Origin of the sequence: Paratractidigestivibacter faecalis (assembly GCF_003416765.1) — a bacterium.
In the GTDB taxonomy this organism is placed as follows: Bacteria; Actinomycetota; Coriobacteriia; order Coriobacteriales; family Atopobiaceae; genus Paratractidigestivibacter; species Paratractidigestivibacter faecalis.
Genome location: NZ_QSNG01000001.1, coordinates 2,063,828 through 2,085,387, shown reverse-complemented (window position 1 = coordinate 2,085,387; position 21,560 = coordinate 2,063,828). Strand labels below are relative to the sequence as shown.

Annotated in this window: 19 protein-coding genes and 2 rRNA genes; 1 reads left to right on the top strand and 20 read right to left on the bottom strand. The window is 65.2% G+C overall.

Annotated elements, in window-relative coordinates; genetic code table 11:
• The 19 genes from DXV50_RS09350 to prfA all read right to left on the bottom strand — a co-directional run.
• Positions 1-1,380: ribosomal RNA gene (locus DXV50_RS09350) — 23S ribosomal RNA — on the bottom strand; the annotation flags it as partial.
• Positions 1,381-1,659: 279 nt separating this feature from the next.
• Positions 1,660-3,175 (bottom strand): 16S ribosomal RNA (locus DXV50_RS09345).
• A 323-nt stretch (positions 3,176-3,498) separates the two neighbouring features.
• The gene (locus tag DXV50_RS09340) at positions 3,499-4,902 is read right to left on the bottom strand and encodes a phosphohexomutase domain-containing protein (protein WP_232817506.1); all 1,404 of its coding nucleotides are present in this window, start codon (positions 4,900-4,902) and stop codon (positions 3,499-3,501) included.
• Positions 4,903-5,134: 232 nt separating this feature from the next.
• Positions 5,135-5,575: a metal-dependent transcriptional regulator gene (locus DXV50_RS09335; RefSeq protein ID WP_117205915.1), complete on the bottom strand. Its 441-nt coding sequence runs from the start codon at positions 5,573-5,575 to the stop codon at positions 5,135-5,137.
• Between the two features lie 39 nt (positions 5,576-5,614).
• Positions 5,615-6,658, bottom strand: a complete 1,044-nt coding sequence (locus DXV50_RS09330; protein WP_117205914.1) for an LCP family protein — start codon at positions 6,656-6,658, stop codon at positions 5,615-5,617.
• Positions 6,659-6,702: 44 nt separating this feature from the next.
• Positions 6,703-7,986 (bottom strand): UDP-N-acetylglucosamine 1-carboxyvinyltransferase, encoded by a 1,284-nt coding sequence (gene murA / locus DXV50_RS09325; protein WP_117205913.1) that lies wholly within the window; start codon positions 7,984-7,986, stop codon positions 6,703-6,705.
• Between the two features lie 29 nt (positions 7,987-8,015).
• Positions 8,016-8,432, bottom strand: a complete 417-nt coding sequence (gene atpC / locus DXV50_RS09320) for an ATP synthase F1 subunit epsilon (RefSeq protein WP_117205912.1) — start codon at positions 8,430-8,432, stop codon at positions 8,016-8,018.
• A 9-nt stretch (positions 8,433-8,441) separates the two neighbouring features.
• Positions 8,442-9,920 carry a F0F1 ATP synthase subunit beta gene (gene atpD, locus DXV50_RS09315; protein WP_117205911.1) on the bottom strand — a complete coding sequence of 493 codons (1,479 nt, stop codon included), beginning with the start codon at positions 9,918-9,920 and terminating at the stop codon, positions 8,442-8,444.
• Positions 9,920-10,834, bottom strand: a complete 915-nt coding sequence (gene atpG / locus DXV50_RS09310) for an ATP synthase F1 subunit gamma (RefSeq protein WP_117205910.1) — start codon at positions 10,832-10,834, stop codon at positions 9,920-9,922. Before atpG ends, atpD begins: the two co-directional genes overlap by 1 nt.
• Before the next feature lie 6 nt (positions 10,835-10,840).
• A complete protein-coding gene (gene atpA, locus DXV50_RS09305; protein ID WP_117205909.1) occupies positions 10,841-12,496 on the bottom strand; it encodes a F0F1 ATP synthase subunit alpha in 1,656 nt (551 codons plus the stop codon).
• Positions 12,496-12,966: a F0F1 ATP synthase subunit delta gene (locus DXV50_RS09300; protein WP_117205908.1), complete on the bottom strand. Its 471-nt coding sequence runs from the start codon at positions 12,964-12,966 to the stop codon at positions 12,496-12,498. Before DXV50_RS09300 ends, atpA begins: the two co-directional genes overlap by 1 nt.
• Positions 12,956-13,555 carry a F0F1 ATP synthase subunit B gene (atpF, locus tag DXV50_RS09295; RefSeq protein WP_117205907.1) on the bottom strand — a complete coding sequence of 200 codons (600 nt, stop codon included), beginning with the start codon at positions 13,553-13,555 and terminating at the stop codon, positions 12,956-12,958. The genes DXV50_RS09300 and atpF overlap by 11 nt, the downstream gene beginning before the upstream one ends.
• Before the next feature lie 27 nt (positions 13,556-13,582).
• Complete coding sequence (atpE, locus tag DXV50_RS09290; protein ID WP_075278954.1) at positions 13,583-13,786, bottom strand: ATP synthase F0 subunit C; 204 nt, start codon at positions 13,784-13,786, stop codon at positions 13,583-13,585.
• A 119-nt stretch (positions 13,787-13,905) separates the two neighbouring features.
• Entirely contained in the window at positions 13,906-14,712 is an 807-nt protein-coding gene (gene atpB / locus DXV50_RS09285) for a F0F1 ATP synthase subunit A (protein WP_117205906.1), read from the bottom strand.
• A 27-nt stretch (positions 14,713-14,739) separates the two neighbouring features.
• On the bottom strand, positions 14,740-14,928 hold the full coding sequence (locus DXV50_RS09635; protein WP_124107384.1) for a hypothetical protein: 189 nt from the start codon (positions 14,926-14,928) through the stop codon (positions 14,740-14,742).
• A gap of 309 nt (positions 14,929-15,237) precedes the next feature.
• The gene (upp, locus tag DXV50_RS09275; protein WP_117205904.1) at positions 15,238-15,894 is read right to left on the bottom strand and encodes a uracil phosphoribosyltransferase; all 657 of its coding nucleotides are present in this window, start codon (positions 15,892-15,894) and stop codon (positions 15,238-15,240) included.
• A 2-nt stretch (positions 15,895-15,896) separates the two neighbouring features.
• Positions 15,897-16,376: a ribose 5-phosphate isomerase B gene (gene rpiB / locus DXV50_RS09270; protein ID WP_117205903.1), complete on the bottom strand. Its 480-nt coding sequence runs from the start codon at positions 16,374-16,376 to the stop codon at positions 15,897-15,899.
• A 136-nt stretch (positions 16,377-16,512) separates the two neighbouring features.
• Positions 16,513-18,087: a peptide chain release factor N(5)-glutamine methyltransferase gene (gene prmC / locus DXV50_RS10025; RefSeq protein WP_117205902.1), complete on the bottom strand. Its 1,575-nt coding sequence runs from the start codon at positions 18,085-18,087 to the stop codon at positions 16,513-16,515.
• 102 nt (positions 18,088-18,189) lie between these two features.
• The gene (prfA, locus tag DXV50_RS09260) at positions 18,190-19,257 is read right to left on the bottom strand and encodes a peptide chain release factor 1 (protein WP_117205901.1); all 1,068 of its coding nucleotides are present in this window, start codon (positions 19,255-19,257) and stop codon (positions 18,190-18,192) included.
• Between the two features lie 105 nt (positions 19,258-19,362).
• On the opposite strand from prfA, the gene DXV50_RS09255 reads away from it, so the two are divergent.
• A complete protein-coding gene (locus DXV50_RS09255) occupies positions 19,363-20,790 on the top strand; it encodes a hypothetical protein (RefSeq protein WP_117205900.1) in 1,428 nt (475 codons plus the stop codon).
• A gap of 205 nt (positions 20,791-20,995) precedes the next feature.
• On the opposite strand, the gene rpmE is transcribed toward DXV50_RS09255, so the two are convergent.
• Complete coding sequence (rpmE, locus tag DXV50_RS09250) at positions 20,996-21,427, bottom strand: 50S ribosomal protein L31 (protein ID WP_117205899.1); 432 nt, start codon at positions 21,425-21,427, stop codon at positions 20,996-20,998.
• Between the last annotated feature and the right edge of the window lie 133 nt (positions 21,428-21,560).

Below are 21,560 nucleotides of genomic sequence, written 5' to 3'. Positions count from 1 at the left end.
GGAGGATTAGCCTCGCCCAGGAAACCTTGGGTTTACGGCGGCGGGTTTTCCACCCCGCTCTCGTTACTCATGCCAGCATTCTCACTCCCGGGCGCTCCACCGGGGGTCGTCCCCCGGCTTCCCGCGCACGGGAAGCTCCCCTACCACCGGAACGCATGGTTCCGGTCCGCCGCTTCGGCGCGATGCTTAGCCCCGTGTATTGTCGGCGCATGTCCACTCGACCAGTGAGCTATTACGCACTCTTTGAATGGGTGGCTGCTTCTAAGCCAACATCCTGGTTGTCTGGGCGGACGCACATCCTTTGCCACTCAACATCGACTTGGGGGCCTTAGCGGGCGGTCTGGGCTGTTTCCCTTTCGAACACACAGCTTAGCCCACATGTTCTGACTCCCGGGCTGTGGACCATGGGTATTCGGAGTTTGGTCTGCGTTGGTAGGCGGTGAGGCCCCCGCGGCAGTCCAGTGCTCTACCCCCCATGGTAAACGCCCGAGGCTAGCCCTAAAGCTATTCTCGGGAGAACGAGATATCTCCGGGTTTGATAGGCCTTTCACTCCTATCCACGGGTCATCCCCCCAGTTTTCAACCTAGGTGGGTTCGGCCCTCCACGGGGTCTTACCCCCGCTTCAGCCTGCCCATGGATAGCTCACCCGGCTTCGCGTCTGCGGCGCGCGACTTAGCGCCCTGTTCGGACTCGCTGTCGCTACGGCTCGCTTCGTGGCTTGGCCTCGCCACGCGCCGCAACTCGCTGGCTCATTCTACAAAAGGCACGCCGTCACACCGCCCGAAGGCGATGCTCCGACTGCTTGTGGGCAGGCGGTTTCAGGTGCTGTTTCACTCCCCTCCGGGGTGCTTTTCACCTTCCCTCGCGGTACTAGTGCGCTATCGGTCACAGGAGAGTATTTAGGCTTGGAGGGTGGACCCCCCTGCTTCCCACCGGGTTTCACGTGTCCGGCGGTACTCGGGCACCGTCAGGCGGGCGTCGCGCTTCGCGTACGGGGCTCTAACCCCCTTCGGCCCGGCTTCCCATCCGGTTCCGCTCGCGCGTCGCTTTGTAACCGCACACTTGACGGCCCCACGACCCCGGCCCGGCTTTCGCTCGGGCCGGTTTGGCCTCTTCCCCGTTCGCTCGCCACTACTGGGGAATCTCGATTGATTTCTCTTCCTCCGGGTACTTAGATGTTTCAGTTCCCCGGGTTGCCCCCCTCCCCCCTATGTGTTCGGGGGGAGGGCGACGCGCCTCGACGGCGCGCCGGGTTTTCCCATTCGGAGACCCGCGGGTCAAAGGGCGTGTGCCCCTCACCGCGGATTATCGCAGCTTGCCGCGTCCTTCGTCGGCTTCCTGTGCCAAGGCATCCGCCGCCTGCCCTTACCATCTTCCTTCTATCTCAGACGGTATGGTTAAACGACTCATTGGGCCCCGCCTTGCGGGGCCCTGGGTGTCATATTGCATGAGATGCGATCTTCTAGAAGAAAATCTTCGTTGGTCACGCTATGCAGCTCTCAAGGTACGGCCAGGGCGAGCCCCGGGGACCGGACACCGCGCGGGCGCAGGCCCGCGAGCAACCAGGGGACGAAAGGGACCCGAGGCATGGCGCCTCGGCCTGACGGGACGGCCCGTCGTCATAATCGATTCTCTAGATGAGACTTGTCTCTCCCTAGAAAGGAGGTGATCCAGCCGCACCTTCCGGTACGGCTACCTTGTTACGACTTCACCCCCCTTACCAGCCACACCTTCGGCACCTCCCCCCCTTGCGGGTTGGGCCGGCGACTTCGGGTGCAGGCGACTCGGGTGGTGTGACGGGCGGTGTGTACAAGGCCCGGGAACGCATTCACCGCGGCGTGCTGATCCGCGATTACTAGCAACTCCGACTTCGCGGGGGCGGGTTGCAGCCCCGGTCCGAACTGGGGCCGGCTTTGGGGATTCGCTCCGCCTTGCGGCGTGGCAGCCCGTTGTGCCGGCCATTGTAGCACGTGTGCGGCCCAGCGCATAAGGGGCATGATGACTTGACGTCGTCCCCACCCTCCTCCGGCTTGACGCCGGCGGTCTCGCGCGGGTGCCCGGCTGAACCGCTGGCAACACGCGACGGGGGTTGCGCTCGTTGCGGGACTTAACCCAACATCTCACGACACGAGCTGACGACAGCCATGCACCACCTGTTATGGCTCCTCTCGGCCACCGGGTCTCCCCGGCTTCACCATAATGTCAAGCGCTGGTAAGGTTCTTCGCGTTGCTTCGAATTAAGCCACATGCTCCGCTGCTTGTGCGGGCCCCCGTCAATTCCTTTGAGTTTTAGCCTTGCGGCCGTACTCCCCAGGCGGGACGCTTAATGCGTTGGCTGCGGCACGGAGGGCATCTCCCCCCACACCTAGCGTCCATCGTTTACGGCTGGGACTACCAGGGTATCTAATCCTGTTCGCTCCCCCAGCTTTCGCTCCTCAGCGTCAGTCGAGGCCCAGAAGGCCGCCTTCGCCACCGGTGTTCTTCCAGATATCTGCGCATTCCACCGCTACACCTGGAATTCCGCCTTCCCCTACCCGACTCAAGCCCGCCGGTATCCGGGGCGTGCGGGGGTTGAGCCCCCGGATTTGACCCCGGACCTAGCGGGCAGCCTACGAGCGCTTTACGCCCAATGAATCCGGATAACGCTCGCCCCCTACGTATTACCGCGGCTGCTGGCACGTAGTTAGCCGGGGCTTCTTCTGCAGGTACCGTCACCTTTCGGCCTCGTCCCTGCTGAAAGCGGTTTACGACCCGAAGGCCTTCGTCCCGCACGCGGCGTCGCTGCGTCAGGGTTGCCCCCATTGCGCAAGATTCCCCACTGCTGCCTCCCGTAGGAGTCTGGGCCGTGTCTCAGTCCCAATCTGGCTGGTCGGTCTCTCAACCCAGCTACCCATAATCGCCTTGGTGGGCCGTTGCCCCGCCAACTAGCTAACAGGCCGCGGGCCCATCCCCCGCCGCATACGCTCTCCCGCCTCCCCCATGCGGGGGTGGCGGAGTACCCGGTATTACCCACGGTTTCCCGAGGCTGTCCCGGTGCGGGGGGCAGGTTGCCCACGTGTTACTCAGCCGTTCGCCACTCTATTCGCGCCCCGAAGGGCGCCTTAACCGTTCGACTTGCATGTGTTAGGCGCGCCGCCAGCGTTCATCCTGAGCCAGGATCGAACTCTCCGTTCAAAGAACCAGGCCTAGGGCCTGGATAAGTCTTCGCTTCGAGCCGTCCCGGCCGGTGAGCGCCATGTCGTTTAACTCGGATCCCTTGGGACAAGGAACTCGACGGGAGTGATATGACACTCCACTCATGTATCAAGAACCTGTCCTATAGTCTGTCCTGGTTGTCGGCCCTCTCGGGCCGCGGTATCCGGTTTTCAAGGTTCGCCGCGCTCGTGCCGGGCTCTGTGCCCCGCCGCCGCGCGAGGAGTTAATATACGCTGCCTCCCGCCGGGCCGGGGCGGGAATCGGCGGGTTCACGGTTCCTACACAACTCGGGGGGCGGGCGGCTAGAAGCCGCCGCGGGCGATGGAGCAGGCTGACTCCAGCAGCTCGTCCCTCTCGCGTGCCGTCGGCGCCTCTGCATAGACGCGGACCACGGAGTCCGTTCGCGAGGGGCGCATGAGAACCCAGGAGTCATCGTCGAACTGGAGGCGTAGGCCATCTGCGTGACTCACCTCCACCGGAACCCTTCCGGCAATCTCCTGGGGGTTCAGGCCGGGAAGAACGTTTCTGAACGCCTGGGTGAGTGCGGGCTCGAGGCGCACGTCTCGCCTGATATAGCGACGGCTGCCGATTTCTGCGTCAAGCTTGTCGACGAGCTCCCTCAGGGTCAGGCCGCTCTTTGAGACCATCTGGACAAGAAGAAGGCTCACCAGCAGGCCGTCTCTCTCCTTGAGGTGCGCCGGAATGCTAATTCCGCCATACTCCTCCGCGCCCAAGAGGACGTCACCCTCCTGCAGCTCTCTATATATGCGACCAAAGCCGACGGGGACCGAGGTGTACTCGAACCCGAGCCTCCGGGCCTCGAGCTCGACGCTTGCCGAGCATGTCAGCGTAGTGACGACGCGGCCCCTCATTCCGAGCTCCCCTCCTATATAGGAGAGAAGAAGCGGCGTGAGCTCGCGAACCGCAAGGATGTTTCCGTATTCGTCCACGGCCGCGGCGCGGTCTCCGTCGCCGTCAACAAGAATGCCGAGGTCAGCTCCCGTGGCAACTACCGCCTGCTCGCAGGCGTCTGCCCAGGGGTCCTTTGGGTCGGGATGAATGCCGTCAAAGTCCTCGAGCTTCTCGGCGTGTATCTCTATGACCTCATGGCCAAGCGAGCGGACGAGGTCCGCAAGAACGCCCGTGGCCGACCCGTACATGGGATCGACGACCACCTTGAGCGGCCTGATTGCGGGCTCTCCGACAAACTCGGCAAGCGCCCTAATGTACGGGGACGTAAAGTCAGCGACCTCAAAGGGACCCGCTTCGGTGCTGGCCTGCTGGAATATCTCCTGCTCGACCTTGTCGAGAAACTCGCGGGGACAAGTGCCTCCGTCGGCACCCCTCACTATGAGGCCGCCGTACTCGCAGGACCGCTCGCTTGAGGTGATGACAACGCCACCCAGCGCCTTGGGGTCATGTGCGCAGTTCCAGCCAACGACCGGCGTCGGACAGGGAGAGGAGGAGACCTTAACCGCAAGGCCGTAGGAGGCAATGGCGCCGGCCACCTCGCGGGCAAACTCCTCCGACCTATGACGCGTGTCAAACCCGACGTAGACGGACCCACCGGAATCTGGAGCCGCATCTGCCCACAAAAGGCCAAGGGCGTCCGCCACGCGAATCACGTTCTGAGAGTCGAATCCCTCGTCAAAGCGCGCGTGCCAGCCGTCGTTTCCAAAGCGGATGATGGGGGTCGTTCTTTCCAAGGATGCTTTGCCCTTCTGCCGCCCAGGCGGCATTGCCCACCGGGTACCCGGCGCATTGACAACATACCCAAAACGGCAGATTGATTTGTTGCCGTCAGGCCGCCCCAAAGATGAAAAGCGCGTCTCCGCAGTTGGCGGAAACGCGCTTCACCGTCTTACTACATTGCACGCCGCTCGTGGGCAAAACCCAACCAATGGCGGATAAAACAGCAGTTCAGCGGCAGTATTGTAGCTAGTCCTTGGGAATCTCGACGCCCTGGCGCTCCAGGTATCCAATGAGCCTCTGCATGGTGTCTGCCGAAAGGACGTGCTCCATGAGGCAGGCCTCCTCGTCGGCGACCTCGGGCTTCACGCCGAGGTCATGCTCCAGGAAGGTGCGCAGCGCCCTGTGGGAGCGCCAGACCACCTTGGCATAGGCCTCGCCCTCCTCGGTGAGGACCACCCTGCCGTAACGGCTCTGAACAACCATTCCCATCTCCTTGAGCTGGGAAAGGGCTTTGTTCACGCTGGCCTTTGAGACCTCAAGCTGCTCGGCCACGTCCACGGAGCGGACGGACTTGTCGCCTTCCGCGCTCTCGAGGGAGAGGCGGTAGATAGACTCGAGGTAGTCCTCCCCCGCCCTGGTAAGGGAGTGGCCCTCCTGGCCCTGGGGGTCAGCTGCACTAGTTGCCATATGCTCAACTCCTGTCATGGGCGGCAAGAGCCGCCGGGTTTACTCAGCAGAGCTGTTGCCGTAGCCGCCCTCGTTGAAGCTTGAGGGGTCCTGTCCGGCATCGATGACCTTCATCATCTCGTCCAGCTGGTCCCAGTCGGCGACGACGTAGGAGACGCCGTCGACCATCTGCGGGACAGACGGCACAAAGGCAGTGTAAATGCCGTCCTCGGTGTTCATGCCCCTCATCTCGTTGGCGAGACTCGCGATCTCGGTGACCGACATGTCGGTGATGACCATGTCGGCGCATGAGTTGACCACGCCCACGAGCTTGGTGGGGTCTGTCGTGGAAAGGACCTGCGCGATGAGGGATTTGACGAAGGTGCGCTGGTGGCGCATGCGGGTGTAGTCGCCATCGGCAAAGTAGCGGCAGCGACAATAGAAGAGGGCCTGGGCGCCGTTGAGGACCTGCTCGCCCTTCTGGAGCTCGGTGACGTCGTCGAAGTGCTCGGTGTCCTTGATGTCCATGTCGACGTCGACGGTCACGCCGCCCAGGGCATCGGTGATGCCGGAGAGGCCGTCAAAGTTGACCTCGGCGTAGTGCGAGATCTCAACGTGGCACAGGTCGCTCACGATCTGGACCATTCCGGCCGCACCGTCATAGGCGTGGACGCCGTTGATCTTCATCGTGGACCCCTTCCACGTGACCATGGTGTCGCGCGGGATGGAGAGCAGGGTTGCCACCTTCTGCTGGGGGTCGATCCTTGCCAGGATGATGGTGTCGGAGCGGTACTGGGTCTCTCCGGGGCGGCCGTCCGTGCCAAGGAGCAGGACGTAGTACGGGTCGTTGGGAGCATCGCGCTCTGTGAGCGCCTCGCGCAGCTCCGTGGTCACGACCTCGCTGTTGTTCATCCTTGACTGTATGTTGCCCACCCATGCGGCCACGGCGACGCCCGAGCCGGCGAGAAGGACGACGAGTGCGATGAGCAGCGTCCTCAGCGCAAAGCCGCGGCGACGCCTCTTTGCCAGGCGGTCATGGTAGTCCCTCGCGCTCGCACGACTGTAGGGATCCGGCCCCTGACCGGCAAAGTGACCGCCGGACATCGCGTTCTTGCTTCTTGCGTGACGCCCCATCGCGCTCACCAGCCCTAGTCGAGAAGGTCAGTGGCGTCAGGCACGCTCACGCGCTGGGCGTGGGCCCCAAGCGAGCGGAGCTTCTCGACAAAGCCCTCGTAGCCACGGTCGATGTGGTGGATGGCGGAGACGGTGGTGAGGCCGTCCGCAACGAGGCCAGCCATGACGAGCGCCGCGCCGCCGCGAAGGTCGGGCGACTTCACCTGCGTGCCCGAGAAGGCCGGCACGCCGTGAACGATGGCGTGGTGCCCCTCGATGACGATGTTGGCACCCATGCGCTGCAGCTCGCTCGCGAACATGAAGCGGCTCTCGAAGACGTTCTCGGTGATAATGCAGCTGCCCTCGGCCATGGCCAGAAGGCACATGGACTGGGCCTGCATGTCGGTCGGGAAGCCCGGAAAGGGAAGGGTCTGGATGTCGGTGGGGCGCAGGGGGCGCTCTCGCCAGACGGTGCACTCGCGCTCGCCACGCTCGATGGAGATGCCCATCTGCTCGTACTTCTTGAGGACGAGGCCAAGGTGCTTGGGGTCAAATCCGCGGACGGTGACCGGCTCTCCGCACAGGCCCCCGATGGCGAGGAAGGTGCCGGCCTCGATGCGGTCCCCCACCACGGCGTGCGTGACAGGATGAAGCTCGGAGACGCCCTCGATCTCAATGACCGGGGAGCCTGCGCCCTTGATGTGGGCGCCCATCTCGTTGAGCATGTTGGCGAGGTCGACGATCTCGGGCTCGCGAGCCGCGTTGTCGATGACCGTGGTGCCCTTGGCGAAGACCGAGGCCATCATGAGGTTCTCCGTGGCTCCGACGCTTGCGAAGGCAAGGGTCACGGTCTCGCCGTGGATGCCGTTGGGCGTGGAGGCGTGGATGTTGCCGTGATCGATCTTGAACTCAACACCCAGGGCCTCCAGGCCGAGGATGTGCATGTCGATCTTGCGGGCGCCGATGTTGCAGCCGCCCGGCATGGCAACGACGGCCTTGCCGAACCGCGAGAGAAGCGGTCCGAGCACGGCCGTCGAGGCACGCATCTGGACGACGAGGTCGTAGGGGGTCTCCCAGGAGTCGACGCCAGTGGTATCAATCTTGAGAACGTGCTCGTCAACGACCTCGATCTTGGCGCCGAGGTTCTTGAGCACCTTGCCCATGACGTGAACGTCCGCGATGTTGGGGACGTTGGTGAGCGTGGTCACGCCCGAGGCCATGAGCGTGGCCGCCATAAGCTTGAGGGCCGAGTTCTTTGCTCCCTCGACCGTGACCGTACCGGTGACGGGATAGCCGCCCTCAACCTGTATAACGTCCATGCGTCCTCCGTATCAACTGGACTTCTGCGCTAGTCCTTCATCGTTTGCTTCAGCAGAAGGTTACACCAGTTGACCTTGTTATCGTAGTAAGCGCGGCGGTGATCACCCTCGTCACACGCCTCGCGGGCCTCGATGGCCTCGTCGCGGGTGCGACGGACAATGTCGGGGTCGATGTCGTCGGTGCGACGGGCGTGGTCCGCCAGCACGATGACCTCGTCATCCTGGATCTCGGCGTAGCCGCCGGAAACGACGACGTCCTCCTCGCCGCCGCCATCCTGCGGCAGTTTCTTCATGCGGACGACGCCGTTGCCCAGGGCAACGATCTCTGCCGCGTGGCCGGGGTAGACGCCCAGCTCGCCAGCATAGGTCACCAGGACGAGGCTGGCGACAGGGCCCTGGAAGAGGGCCCTGTCCGGCCTCACGAACTGAACGTTCAGCTCTGCCATTGCTTGTTCCTAGTTCTGGTCGGCGGCTGCCATGGCGGCGGCGCGCTGACGGACGTCATCGATGTTGCTGGCATAGCGGAAGGCCTGCTCGGGCAGGTCGTCGCACTTGCCGTCAACGATCTCGCCGAAGGAGCGCACGGTGTCCTGGACGGTGACGTAGGCACCGGGGTTGCCCGTGAACTTCTCCGCGACGTGGAAGGACTGGGAGAGGAACTGCTGGATCTTACGGGCACGGGCAACGACGTTCTGCTGCTCCTCGGAGAGCTCGTCCATGCCCAGGATGGCGATGATGTCCTGCAGGTCGGAGTACTCCTGCAGCGTCTCCTGGACGGCCATGGCCACGCGGTAGTGCTCCTCGCCCACGATGGAGGGGTCAAGAGCAGAGCTGGAGGACGCCAGCGGGTCAACGGCCGGGTAGATGCCCAGCTCCGTGATGGAGCGGGAGAGGACCGTGGTGGCATCCAGGTGCGTGAACGTGGTGGCAGGTGCCGGGTCGGTCAGGTCGTCTGCGGGGACGTAGACGGCCTGGACGGACGTGATGGAGCCCTCCTTGGTGGAGGTGATGCGCTCCTGCAGCTCGCCCATCTCGGTGGCCAGCGTGGGCTGGTAGCCGACGGCCGACGGCATGCGGCCGAGAAGTGCGGAGACCTCGGAGCCGGCCTGGGAGAAGCGGAAGATGTTGTCGATGAACAGCAGCACGTCCTGGCCCTGGTCACGGAAGTACTCGGCCGTGGTCAGGCCGGAGAGGGCCACGCGCATACGGGCTCCGGGCGGCTCGTTCATCTGTCCGTAGACCAGGCAGGTCTTGTTGATGACGCCGGACTCGGTCATCTCGAGGAAGAGGTCCGTGCCCTCACGGGTGCGCTCACCGACGCCCGTGAAGACGGACGTGCCGCCATGCTCCTGGGCGAGGTTGTTGATGAGCTCCTGGATGAGGACGGTCTTGCCGACGCCGGCGCCGCCGAACAGGCCGGTCTTGCCGCCGCGGACGTAGGGCTCCAGCAGGTCGATGGCCTTGATGCCCGTCTCGAAGATCTCGGTCTGGGTGGTCAGGTCCTCGAAGGCGGGAGCCGGGTGGTGGATGGGATAGTACTGGACGTCGTCAGGCGTCTGGCCGCCGTCGACCGGCTCGCCGATGACGTTCCAGACGCGGCCCAGCGTGGAGGGGCCGACGGGCATCATCATGGGGTGGCCGGTGTCCTTGACCTTGAGGCCACGGGTGAGGCCGTCGGTCGAGGACATGGCGACGGTGCGGACGACGCCGCCCTCGAGCTGGGACTCGACCTCCAGCACGGTGTGGACGTGACCCATGGGGGTGTCGCCGTCAACGATGAGCGCGGTGTAGATGCCGGGCACCTGGCCGTCGAACTTGACGTCGACGACAGGTCCGACGACACGAACGACCGTGCCCTCGCCCACGCTCTTGTTGAGCTTGTGGTACGCGGCCTCCTCGAGGGCGGTACGCGTCTCCTGGGTGTTCTCTGGCATTAGTAGTCCTCCAATGCGGACGCGCCGCCGATGATCTCGTTGAGCTCGGTGGTGATGGCTCCCTGACGCTCACGGTTGTACGTGCGCGAGAGGGTGCCCAGCACCTCGTTTGCGTTATCGGTGGCCGACTGCATGGCACGACGGCGGGCGCCGTGCTCTGCTGCGGCCGAGTCGAGCAGCGCGTGGAAAATGACCGTCCTGAAGTAGGCGGGGAGAAGCTGGCCCAAGACCTCCTCCGGGGAGGGGTCGAAGGCAAAGTCCGTGTACTCGTGACCCTCGATCTTGCTGAGGGCCTCGGGCGTACGGGGCTTGTTGGGCATCGTGAGCTGCTCCTTGGTGATGGGAAGCAGCTGCTCGGTGACCTGGGTCTGCTCGACGCGGTTCTTGGCGTGCCAATAGCACAGAACCACGCGGTCATAGGCGCCCTGAGCGTAACCCTCCATCACGAAGGAGGCGATGCGGTCCGCCTCGTCCATGTTGGGCTCCGAGGAGATGTCCACGAAGGACATGGCCGGCTTCACCTTGCGGAACGTGAAGTACTCCGTGGGCTTGCGGCCGCACGTGATGACGGAGCTGTTGATGCCCTGCTCGGCAAGGCGCTCCATCTCGTGCTCCACGTAGCGCTGCGGGCCGATGTTGAAGCCACCGGCCAGGCCCCTGTCGGAGGCGACGAGAACGAACAGGACGTTCTTCTCGGCGCCGTGCTTGGCCAGCAGGGGCTGGGAGGCGTCGAAGCCCGCGCTGGCCACGTTGGCCAGCATGCGGGTGACGGCGTCCTTGTAGGGCTCGGCCTGCTCCGCCTTCTCGAGGGCACGGCGGATCCTCGCGGTGGAAATCATCTCCATCGTGCGAGTGATCTGCATGGTGCTCTTGATGGAGCTCATGCGCCTCTGTATCTCGCGAAGGTTCGCCATGTCTTGTTACTCCTGGCCCTTCTCGGCTTCGGACTGATCTGGGCTCGTGGTCTGCTCGGCGGCGTGGGCGACATCGCTCTGCTGCTTCTTGTTGGGGTGCTCCAGGAGGAACTCCCGCTTAAAGCTGGCGATGTGCGTCTTGAGGCGCGCCTGCTGGTCATCGGAAAGCTTGCCGTCCGTGAGGGACTTCCTCAGGGCGGGGTGCTTCTCCGCCATGTACTTGGCCAGGCCGTCGCGGAACAGGTTCACGTGATTGAGGTCGATGTCGTCAAGGAAGTTCTCCTTGGCGGCAAAGATCGCCGTGATCTGGTCGCGGACGTCGAGGGCGGAGTAGCGCTGCTGCTTGAGCATCTCCATCATGTGGGCGCCGTGGTTGAGCTGGTACTGCGTGGTGGCGTCCAGGTCGGAGCCAAACTGGGAGAAGGCCTGCTTCTCTCGGTAGCTGGCAAGGTCCAGACGGAGGGTGCCGGAGACCTGCTTCATTGCCTTGACCTGCGCGTCTCCGCCGACTCGAGACACCGAGATGCCCACGTCGACGGCCGGGCGCTGGCCCTGGAAGAAGAGGTTGGACTGCAGGTAGATCTGACCGTCGGTGATGGAGATCACGTTGGTCGGGATGTACGCGGAGACGTCGCCCTCCTGGGTCTCGATGATCGGGAGTGCCGTGAGGGAGCCGGCGCCGTTGGCGTCAGACAGCTTGCAGGCGCGCTCGAGCAGGCGAGAGTGCAGGTAGAAGATGTCACCGGGGTAGGCCTCGCGTCCGGGCGGACGGTGCAGCGTAAGCGACATCTGACGATACGCGACGGCCTGCTTGGACAGGTCATCGTAGACAACGAGGACGTGGCCGCCGGGATGGGTCTCATCCGCGGGGTTGCCGTACTGGTCGTTGTACATGAAGTACTCGCCGATTGCGGCACCGGCCATGGGAGCGATGTACTGCATAGGCGCGGAGTCGGCGGCGGTGGCGGCCACGATGACCGTCTTGTCGAGGACGCCGTGCTGGGCAAGGGACTCCCTGATGGCGGCAACCGTGGAGGCCTTCTGGCCGATGGCGACGTAGATGCAGAGCATGTCGGTGTCGCGCTGGTTGACGATGGCGTCGATGGCGATGGCCGTCTTGCCGGTCTTGCGGTCGCCGATGATGAGCTCACGCTGGCCACGGCCGATGGGCACCATTGCGTCGATGGCAAGAAGACCCGTCTGGACGGGCTCGCACACCGGCTGGCGCTCCATGATGCCGGGGGCCTTGAACTCGATGGGGCGACGGTGCGTGGTCGGGATGGGACCAAGGCCGTCGATGGGCTGGCCAAGGGGGTTCACGACGCGGCCAAGCATTGCGTGGCCGGTCGGGATGTCCATGACGCGGCCGGTGGTACGGCACTCGTCACCCTCCTTGATGTCCTCAACGTCGCCGAAGAGGACGGCGCCGACCTCGTCGCGGTCGAGGTTCTGGGCCAGGCCGTAGACGTCGCGGCCCGTGGCGGAGCTGGTGAACTTGAGAAGCTCGCCCGCCATGGCGGTCTTGAGGCCCGTCACGTGCGCGATGCCGTCGCCGACCTCGGTGACGACGGAGGCCTCCTGGTGGTCGACGGTGGCGTTGATCTGGGACAGCTGGTCACGCAGCGTATCCATGATCGCGGCAGAGCTGATGGAGTCTGACATTATTCCTCACCTCCGATGAAAGAAGAGGAGAGCGTCTTACGGATGTTTGCGAGCTGGGCGCGGACGGAAGCGTCATAGCGCTTGCCGCGCGCCTCGAGCATGATGCCGCCAATGATGCTGGGGTCGACGCGCTCCACGAGGTACACGGGAGCCTTGAGGTCGGCCTCGGCCTTGGCTCGGACCTTCTCGCGAAGGTCGTCGTCCAGGGGGACGGCGGTGGTGACCGTCACGGAGACCGTCTTGTCCTCGGCGTCCAGGTACTCCTTGTACTGCTTGGCGACCTGGGACACGAGATCGAGGTCGTCCTCGCGCTGCATGGCGGCGAGGGTCTCCAGGACCTCCGGGGAGAACTTGCGGGCGTGCTGCCACTGCACGAGGTCGGCGTTGGCGCGTCCCTCGGAGCGGGCGGCCTCCATGAGCGCCCTGGTGTATGCCTCGACCTTCTCGGCCTCCGCACGCTTACTTGTCATCGGGGGCGCCCACTTCCGCGAGGTACTTCTCGGCGAGCTTGCGCTGCTCGGCCTCGCTCAGGTCGTTGCCGATGATCTTGGTGGCGATCTCGACGGAGAGATCGACCACGGAGCCGGACAGCTCGATCATGGCCTTGTGGCGCTCCGAGTCGACGGCGCCGTGGGCCTTGGCGATGATGTCGGCGGCCTCGCGCTGGGCCTTGGCGAGCACGTGGGAGCGCTCCTCCTCGGCCTCCTTCTTGGCCTTGGCGATGATGGCCTCGGCCTCGCGGTGGGCCTCGACGAGCTTGTCCTCGTAGCCCTTGGCCTGCTCCGCCGCCTCCTGCTTGGACTTGGCAGCAGCGTCAAGGTCGTCCTGGATCTTCTGCTGACGCTTGTCCATCATCTGCAGGACCTGCGGCCACACGAGCTTGGCCAGGACGATCCAGATGATGAGGAAGGCAATCAGCGCCGGGATGAACTCCGCGGGCTTGGGGATGAGGATGTCTGCTCCGACCCCCTCAGCCAAGGCGAAGGTCGGCGTCGCCAGGACGGCCGCGGCAGCTGCTGCGCCCGCACGGGCGAGAAGACCTCTCGTATTGCTGTTCATAAGTGCCTCCAAAGGGTTCCGCGTCAGTTACTTAACGATAAGGCTGACGACGAAGCCGATGAGGGCGAGTGCCTCGACGAATGCAGAGCCGAGGATGAAGACCGTGAACAGACGGCCCTGGACCTCAGGCTGGCGAGCCATACCCTGTGCGACACCACTGGCCGCCAGGCCAATGCCGATGCCAGCGCCGATAACGCCAAGACCATAACCAACGACACCGAGAGCTCCCACTGTTCCTCCTTTGTCATTCGCCCCATTGCTTTCTTGTTTTGTGGGGGCGAGTTCCAAAAACAAACTTGCGACGTGCTATGAACTGCGGACGTGCGCCCGCGAGTTGCCTTGCTTGGGCCTTACTCCTCGTCGGACTCGGCGATCTGGATGTAGACCGCGGAGAGAAGGGCAAAGACGTAGGCCTGGATGGCCGCGACCATGATCTCGACCACGTAGATGACGAGCAGGATGAGCACCCACATGACCGAGGCGCCCGCCTGAGCCACGGCGGCGGCGGAGAAGGCCGTCAGCACCGGCTGGAAGAAGAGCGAGGCCAGGATGGCGAAGGTGCCCATGACGACGTGGCCGGCGAAGAGGTTGCAGAACAGACGAACGGCAAGCGTGATCAGGCGCAGGATGGTGGAGAAGACCTCAATGAGCCAGACCACGGCGTTGAGCGGGAAGGCGACGCCGGCGGGGGCGAGGCTCTTGGCGTAGCCCAGGGCGCCGTGCTTCTTGATGCCGCAGACGATGAAGTACACGAAGGACACGATGGCCAGGGCGCCGGTGGTGGAGATGGTGCCCGTGCCCGGCTTGCAGCCCGGGATGATGCCGACGATGTTGTTGGCAAGCACCACCAGGAAGAGCGAGGCGATGAACGGGAAGTGCTTGCGCCAGGTGTCTCCCAGAAGGCCCTTGCACATGTCGTCACGCACGAACTCGACCAGGTACTCCATGGCGTTCACGAAGCGGCCCTGCGGCACGAGGCTCGCGGACTGCTTCTTCTTGAAGGCAAAGAGCAGCACGAGCATGAGCACCACGGCCACGGCAAACCAGAACGAGTACTGGGTGAAGCCAATGGTGTCCAGGTTGCCCACGATGGGCGTAGACGTAAAGCTCGAGACGAGCTCGTCGACCTCACCGCTCAGGGCGTCAAGAGGATTCACTTGCGCTTCCTTTCCTTATCAGGCGGGCTAGAGCCTGCCGTTGGCAGCCATCCAACCCCTCACGGCCTCCACAGCCCAGAAGAGCAGGAAGGCCGCAACCATCGCACAGCCAAAGGGCAGGACCTTCTCGGCGGCAAGGACCCTCACCGCGAGCAGGGCCAGGGAGAGCATCAGAAACGACGCCAGGATGCTGGCCACCCCAAGGCCGACGCTCACCCTTGTACCCTTTTTCAAGGCACGCTCAAACAGAAATCCGGGGGCGGCGCAACCGACCAGACCGCACAGAACTCCGGCCATGACCTCGGGCGCTATGTCCACCGGGCACCTCCCGTCCGGGCGTGTCTCTTTTGACCGCATGTACAGTAATTGAACGCGGGTCAAAAATCAACAAGAACCTTCTCCATGGCTCCGTTTCGTCACAATTCGGGACGCTGTCAATCCTTGGTGCTCCAAACGGTTCCAAAAAGCCCCCTCAGCGGAGACCTGAGGAGGCTGGGCAGCGAGAAGCGCGCGCTTCTCGCTGCCCTAGAACGTTCCGAAGATGCGGTCGCCCGCATCGCCGAGGCCAGGTCTGATGTAGGCGTTCTGGTCGAGGCAGCGGTCGAGCGAGCAGGTGTAGAGGCGGACGTCGGGGTCTGTCTCGAGCACCGTGGCGACGCCCTCGGGCGCCGAGACCAGCGTGAGGCAGCGGATGTCCTTGGCGCCGGCCTCTCGGAGGTACTTGAGGGCCGCGACGAGCGAGCCGCCGGTGGCCAGCATGGGGTCGACCACCAGGCAGGTGCGCTCCCCCACGTCGGACGGGAGCTTGCAGTAGTACGGGTGCGGCTCGTGGGTCTCGGGGTCGCGGAACATACCCACGTGGCCTACGCGCGCGGAGGGGACGAGCTGCAGGATGCCGTCAACCATGCCCAGGCCGGCGCGCAGGATGGGCACGACGGCGACCTTCTTGCCGGCCAGGCGCTTGCAGCTGGCGGTCTCGAGCGGGGTCTTGACCTCGACGTCCTCCAGGGGGAAGTCCCTCATGGCCTCGTAGCCCTCAAAGATGGCGAGCTCGGTCACGAGCTGGCGGAACTGGTTGGTACCGGTCTGCTCGTCTCGCAGGATGTGGAGCTTGTGCTGGACCAGCGGGTGGTCAACCACCGTAAAGCGCTTGGGGTCAAACGCGGCGCTCTGGGCGTCCATGCCTACTCCTGACCGGTAAAGTCGACGGGAACGCCCTCGAAGGAGGGGTCGTCCTCGCGCATGATCTTCTGGACGCGGCCGGTGTGGCGACCACCGCCGAACTCGGTGGTGAGGAAGGTGTCGACGATCTGCTCGTTGAGCTCCAGCGGCACGAAGCGGCCGGAGAGGCCGATGACGTTGCAGTCGTTGTGCTCGCGGCAGAGCTCGGCAAACTGCACGGTCTGGATTGCCGTGGCGCGAATGCCGGGGACCTTGTCGGCGGTCATGGCAATGCCCAGGCCAGTGCCGCAGATGACGACGCCGCGGTCGGCGTCGCCGCGAGCCACCATGCGGCCCACCTTGTCGCCAAAGTCGGGGTAGTCGACGCGGTCGTCCGTGGCGGGGCCAAGGTCGATGACCTCGTGGCCCAGGGAGCGGATGTGCTCGATGATGGGGGCCTTCTGGATGAAGCCCGCGTGGTCGGAGGCAACGGCAATGCGCATGTGAGTTCCTTCCCTTCGTGCGGCAATTAGCTCGCGCTTGTTCACAGTCGCACTTAGGTTAGCACGCTGCAACCCGAGTCAGCCTCTGCATAAAGCAGCGATAAAGACCCAGGACCCCGGGGGACGGGGCCTCGGGTTACAGGACGTCTGCCGCTGGAATGGCGCCCTCGCGCAGGACGCGGGGCGAGGCCCCCGCGCAGTCCACGATGGTCGAGGACACGGCCAGCGGCGCGGCGCCCGCGTCAAGCACGAGGTCCGCCTCGGCAAGGATCTGAGGGGCGAGCTCGGCCGCGCAGGTGGCCGCGGGGCAGCCGTGGAGGTTGGCACTCGTCTGCGCCAGGGGCTCGCCCAGCTCGGCGAGAATTGCCTCGACTACCTTGGAGGCCGGGTCGCGCAGGGCGATGGTCGCGGGCCCGCGCAGGCCGTCGGGGCCGAGGCTGCCGGGCTGCACGTACTCCGGCGGGCACTTCTCGCCTGCCGTGACCACGAGGGTGAGGGCGCCCGGCCAGAAGCGTCGGGCCAGGTCACGGGCGTAGTCGGGTACGTCGGAGCCCCAGCAGCCAAGGCCGTCCTCACCGCTCACGAACCACGGGAGGGTCTGGGCGAGCTCGCGCCTCTTGATGGAGAAGATCTTGCGGTGGGCGGGGTTGTCTGCGGTGGCAGCGCAGGCCAGGCCGTAGACGGAGTCGGTGGGCACCGCAAGGACGCCGCCACGGCGCAAAACCTCCACCGCGCGGGAGACGACCTCGGGCTCGGGGGCGGCTGGATTGACCTTGACCACCTTCTGGGCGATGACCGGGGAGGCGGCGGGCAGCTCCCCCTCCCTCACGGCGACAAGCACGCGCGGGCGGTGGGTGAGGTCCTCGCGGACCTCCACGCTGGCCCAGCCGCCTGCGGCGCGGGTGAGCTCGGCCGCCTTGTCGAGGTGGCCCTCAAAGAGCTCGAGCGCCATCATGCCGCCGGGGCAGAGCGCGCGAGGCGCCAGCTCCAGGATGCGGCGGAAGACATCGAGGCCATCTGCGCCGCCGTCAAGCGCCAGCTCCGGCTCGTTGTCCTTGACCTCGGTCGGGACCTCATTTGCCAGGACGGCCGTGGGAATGTAGGGCGGATTGGAGACCAAGACGGAGAACGTGCCCATGAGGGCGGGGTCCACGTCGGCCGCGAGGTCGGTCTGGACGATGTCCACGGCGTCCGCGAGCCCCAGGGCCTCGCGGTTGCGGGTTGCCAGGTCGACGGCGACGGGCGAGAGGTCCGTGGCGACGACGCGGGTGCCCGGGCGCTCGGAGGCAACGGAGAGCGAGATGCAACCGGTGCCGGTGCCAATCTCCAGCACGCGCGTGGGCCCGCCGGCGGCGTGCGCGGCGGCGTCGACGCCCTCGAGCGCGGCGTCCACCAGGACCTCGGTCTCTGGGCGCGGGATGAGCACGCCCTTCTCGCAGCGCAGGACAATGTGGCGGAAGGGCATCTCGCCCGTGACGTACTGGAGGGGCTCGCCAGCGGCGCGACGCTCGATGCCGGCATGCATGCGGTCGAGCTCCTCGGGCGCCAGGGGGCGGTCGAAGTTGACGTAGAGCTCCACGCGAGAAAGGCCCGTCGCGTCGCACAGCAGCCACTCGGCCGAGTGACGCGGGTGCTCGTCGCCGCGACGCCCCAGATAGCCACAGGTCCACTCGAGGATTCGCTTGACGGTCCAGGGCTCTTGCTGCGTCATGGCTGGCCTTTCTGACGGGACGGCCCGGCAGGCGGGCCCGGATGGCATGACGCCCGCCGGCTGGTGCCGACGGGCGCGGGGACAGATCTCTGGAGCCGAGGGCTACACGGCCTGGGCGAGCTTCTCGGCGCGCTCGGCGGCCGCGAGGGCGTCGATGACGTCGGCGAGGTTGGAGCCCAGAAGTACGCCGTTGTAGGTGCTGTTGAAGCCGATGCGGTGGTCGGTCACGCGGTCCTGCGGCTGGTTGTACGTGCGGATCTTCTCGGAGCGGTTGCCGTGGCCGATCTGGGAGAGGCGCTCGGCGCCCTGCTCGGCCTGCTGCTTCTCGAGCTCCATCTCGTACAGGCGGGCACGCAGCATCTGCATGCAGACTTCGCGGTTCTGGATCTGGGAGCGCTGGTCCTGGGACTGCACCACGGTGTTGGTGGGCAGGTGCGTGATGCGCACGGCGGAGTAGGTGGTGTTGACGCACTGACCGCCGGGGCCGGAGGCGCAGTAGGTGTCAATGCGCAGGTCGGACTGCTCGATGTGGATGTCGATCTCATCCGCCTCGGGCAGCACGGCCACGGTTGCCGTGGAGGTCTGGATGCGGCCCTGGGCCTCGGTCTTGGGGATGCGCTGGACGCGGTGGACGCCGGACTCGTACTTCATGACGGAGTAGACGCGCTCGCCAGTGACCTTGAACTCGATGGTCTTGAAGCCGCCCGCGTCGGACGGGGAGCTGGAGAGCACCTCGATCTTCCAGCCCTTGGAGGCCGCGAAGCGCTCGTACATCTTATACAGGTCTCCCGCGAAGATGCCCGCCTCGTCGCCGCCGACGCCGGCGCGAATCTCGACGATGGTGTCCTTCTCGTCATTGGGGTCTGCCGGGATGAGAAGGAACTTGATGTCCTCCTCCAGGGCGGGGAGCTTCTCCTCGTTGGCGGAGATGTCCTCCTGGAGCATTGCCTTCTCGTCCGCGTCAGCGGCCTCGTGCAGCATCTCCTTGGCGGCCTCGATGTCATCGAGGGCCTGCAGGTACTCGCGGGCCTTGGTCACGAGCTCGCCCTGGCTGGCGTGCTCCTTGGCAAGGCGGGCGTACTCCTTGGGGTTTGAAACGACGGCCGGGTCCATGAGCTTCTGCTCAAGCTCCTGGTAGGCCGCGATGATCTTCTCTAGCCTCTCGCGCATGGTGACTCCTGTGCTCATAGTGTCATACGGGTTCCATGATACCCGCCCAAAGCCCCCGGGCTATGCCAAACTATTGGCATCAGTCCATATCTTGCGAGGAACCACATGGATAAGAGCCACGAGGAAGACGAGAAGACCCTGGAGCGGCCGCTGCCCGCAGAGCCGCCGACCGAGGAGCTTGGCCGTGCACAGGGGCAGGCCACGCGCGACGACGCCGCCGCCCACGTGCGGCCGCACCTGAGCGACGTAACGGGCATCACGGGCAGCTACCTGCGCGCAAGCTTTGACGATCTTCTCGCCGCGTGCAAGCGCCACAAGGGGGGATGTCTGGCCTTTGGGGCCATCCTCGTGGCCTGCGTCTTCATACTGGCCTCCGCCGCCCTCCACGCCAGAAACGTCCCCGGGGCGGACTTTGTGGAGAAGGACGCGTGGGCCCGCCTGAGCGCGCCCGAGTACGCCCCGGGCGTCTTTGGGAGCCAGGACAACCTATATATGAGCGAGGTCAAGGTTGACAGCCAGCGCCGGGTGGTGCGGACCAACGACAGCTCGCAGGCCCAGTTTGGCGCCTCCGGCTACGCCGAGGCGCACGTGACCGCCAAGTTTGGCAACGGCTCCGTGGTGGCGACCAAGACGGCCATCCTCTCCTACGCGAAGGTAGGTTCCACCTGGCAGGGCATTGGCGGGGAGGCGGACGTCAGCGTCTCCTACGAGGCGGTGGCCGGGGTGCCGAGGACGCAGGTCCTGGCCAACCTGGACGACCTTCTGGCCGAGGGCGAGCGCTCGCTCAAGGCGGCGGCAAAGACCGCGGGCGGCTCCACGGGCGGCACCGAGCTCACGCTGGCGCAGATCTTTGACGGGGCCAAGGTGAGCGTGGAGTCCGAGGACTTTGACGGGGAGGCCCAGACCGAGACGGTGTCTCTGACCTGCGTGAAGGCAAGCAGCTTTGAGTCCTACACCTGCAGGCTCACCGCGCACTTTGCCTTCAGGCCGGTCAACGGCGTCTGGGAGGTGGAGTCCGTCGAGGTCAACGACGACGCCAAGACGCGCACCTTCCAGCCCCTGGTGGGCACCTGGGAGGGCACCTTCCAGAGCCAGGAGACCGATGGCGCCAAGTGCCTGGGCGCCGGGGCGAGCCCGCTTTCCGTCACCTTCGAGGCGGCCGAGACGGCCGACGGGGACGCGGGCGCGCGTCTGACCGGCAGCATCTCCGCCCTGGCGCACTTCCACGAGCACCCCTCCGCCGACAGCGCCGCGTGCGACGGCGATGAGGCCCTTGCCGACGTCAGGCTCGTGGCCAACTACTACGGGGGCCACAACGACGACGTAGACTCCGACCTCGCCTTTGTGGCGGCCCTTCCCGAGGAGGTGGGCGGTACCGTCACCGTGACGTTTGGCTTTGGCGCCGGCGGCGACCCCACGCAGGCCGTGGCCCGCGTCCAGACCACCTACCCGCACAAAGGGACGTTCCTCTTCATCCCCTACGACCAGACCATCACCTACACGGACGTCTACCTTCTCCGCAAGGTCAGCTAGCCCGCAAATTGGGGACGTGTTCCTTTTTGCGCAAAGTTGGGACAGGTTCGCCCGACTGCGCCGACGTAATGGTGCGACGAGACGAACCTGTCCCCTTTTTGCGCAAATTTGAACACGTCCCCAATTTGAGGGAGAAAAAAGGAGCCCCGCACCGGGATGGGTGCGGGGCTCCTTTGCGTTGCGCTTGGTTGCGTTGGGACGCGCGCTACTCGGCGGCGTTCTCCTCGGCGGCAGGGGCCTCCTCGGCGGGAGCCTCAGCCTCGGCAGCGGCGGCAGCCTTGGCAGCCTCGGCCTCAGCCTTGGCGGCGTACTCGGCGGCACGCTTGGCCTTGGCGGCAGCCTTGGCCTCAGCGGCGGCCTTGCGGGCGGCCTCGGCCTCAGCAGCCTTGGCGGCCTTGGCGGCCTTGGCCTCCTCGGCCTTCTTGAGCTGGGCGGCAGCGGCGCCACCGAACTTGTCGGCAAAGCGCTGGACGCGGCCGCCGGTGTCGACGAGCTTCTGCTGGCCGGTGTAGAACGGGTGGCACTTGTCGCACAGGTCTAGGGTCATCTCGCTCTTGGTGGAGCGGGTAACCCAGGTGTTGCCGCAGGTGCAGCGAACGGTGCACTCCACGTAGTTAGGGTGGATACCTTGCTTCATTGCAGGACTCCTCTTCTCGTGCCCTGGTTCCGACCAGAGCGGGGGTTTGTGTCCTGGTTCCGACCAGGACGGTCAAGCTGTCTGAGTGTATCAGAAAGCATGTGGTCCGAGTGTGGAGAAACGCGCGTGTCTC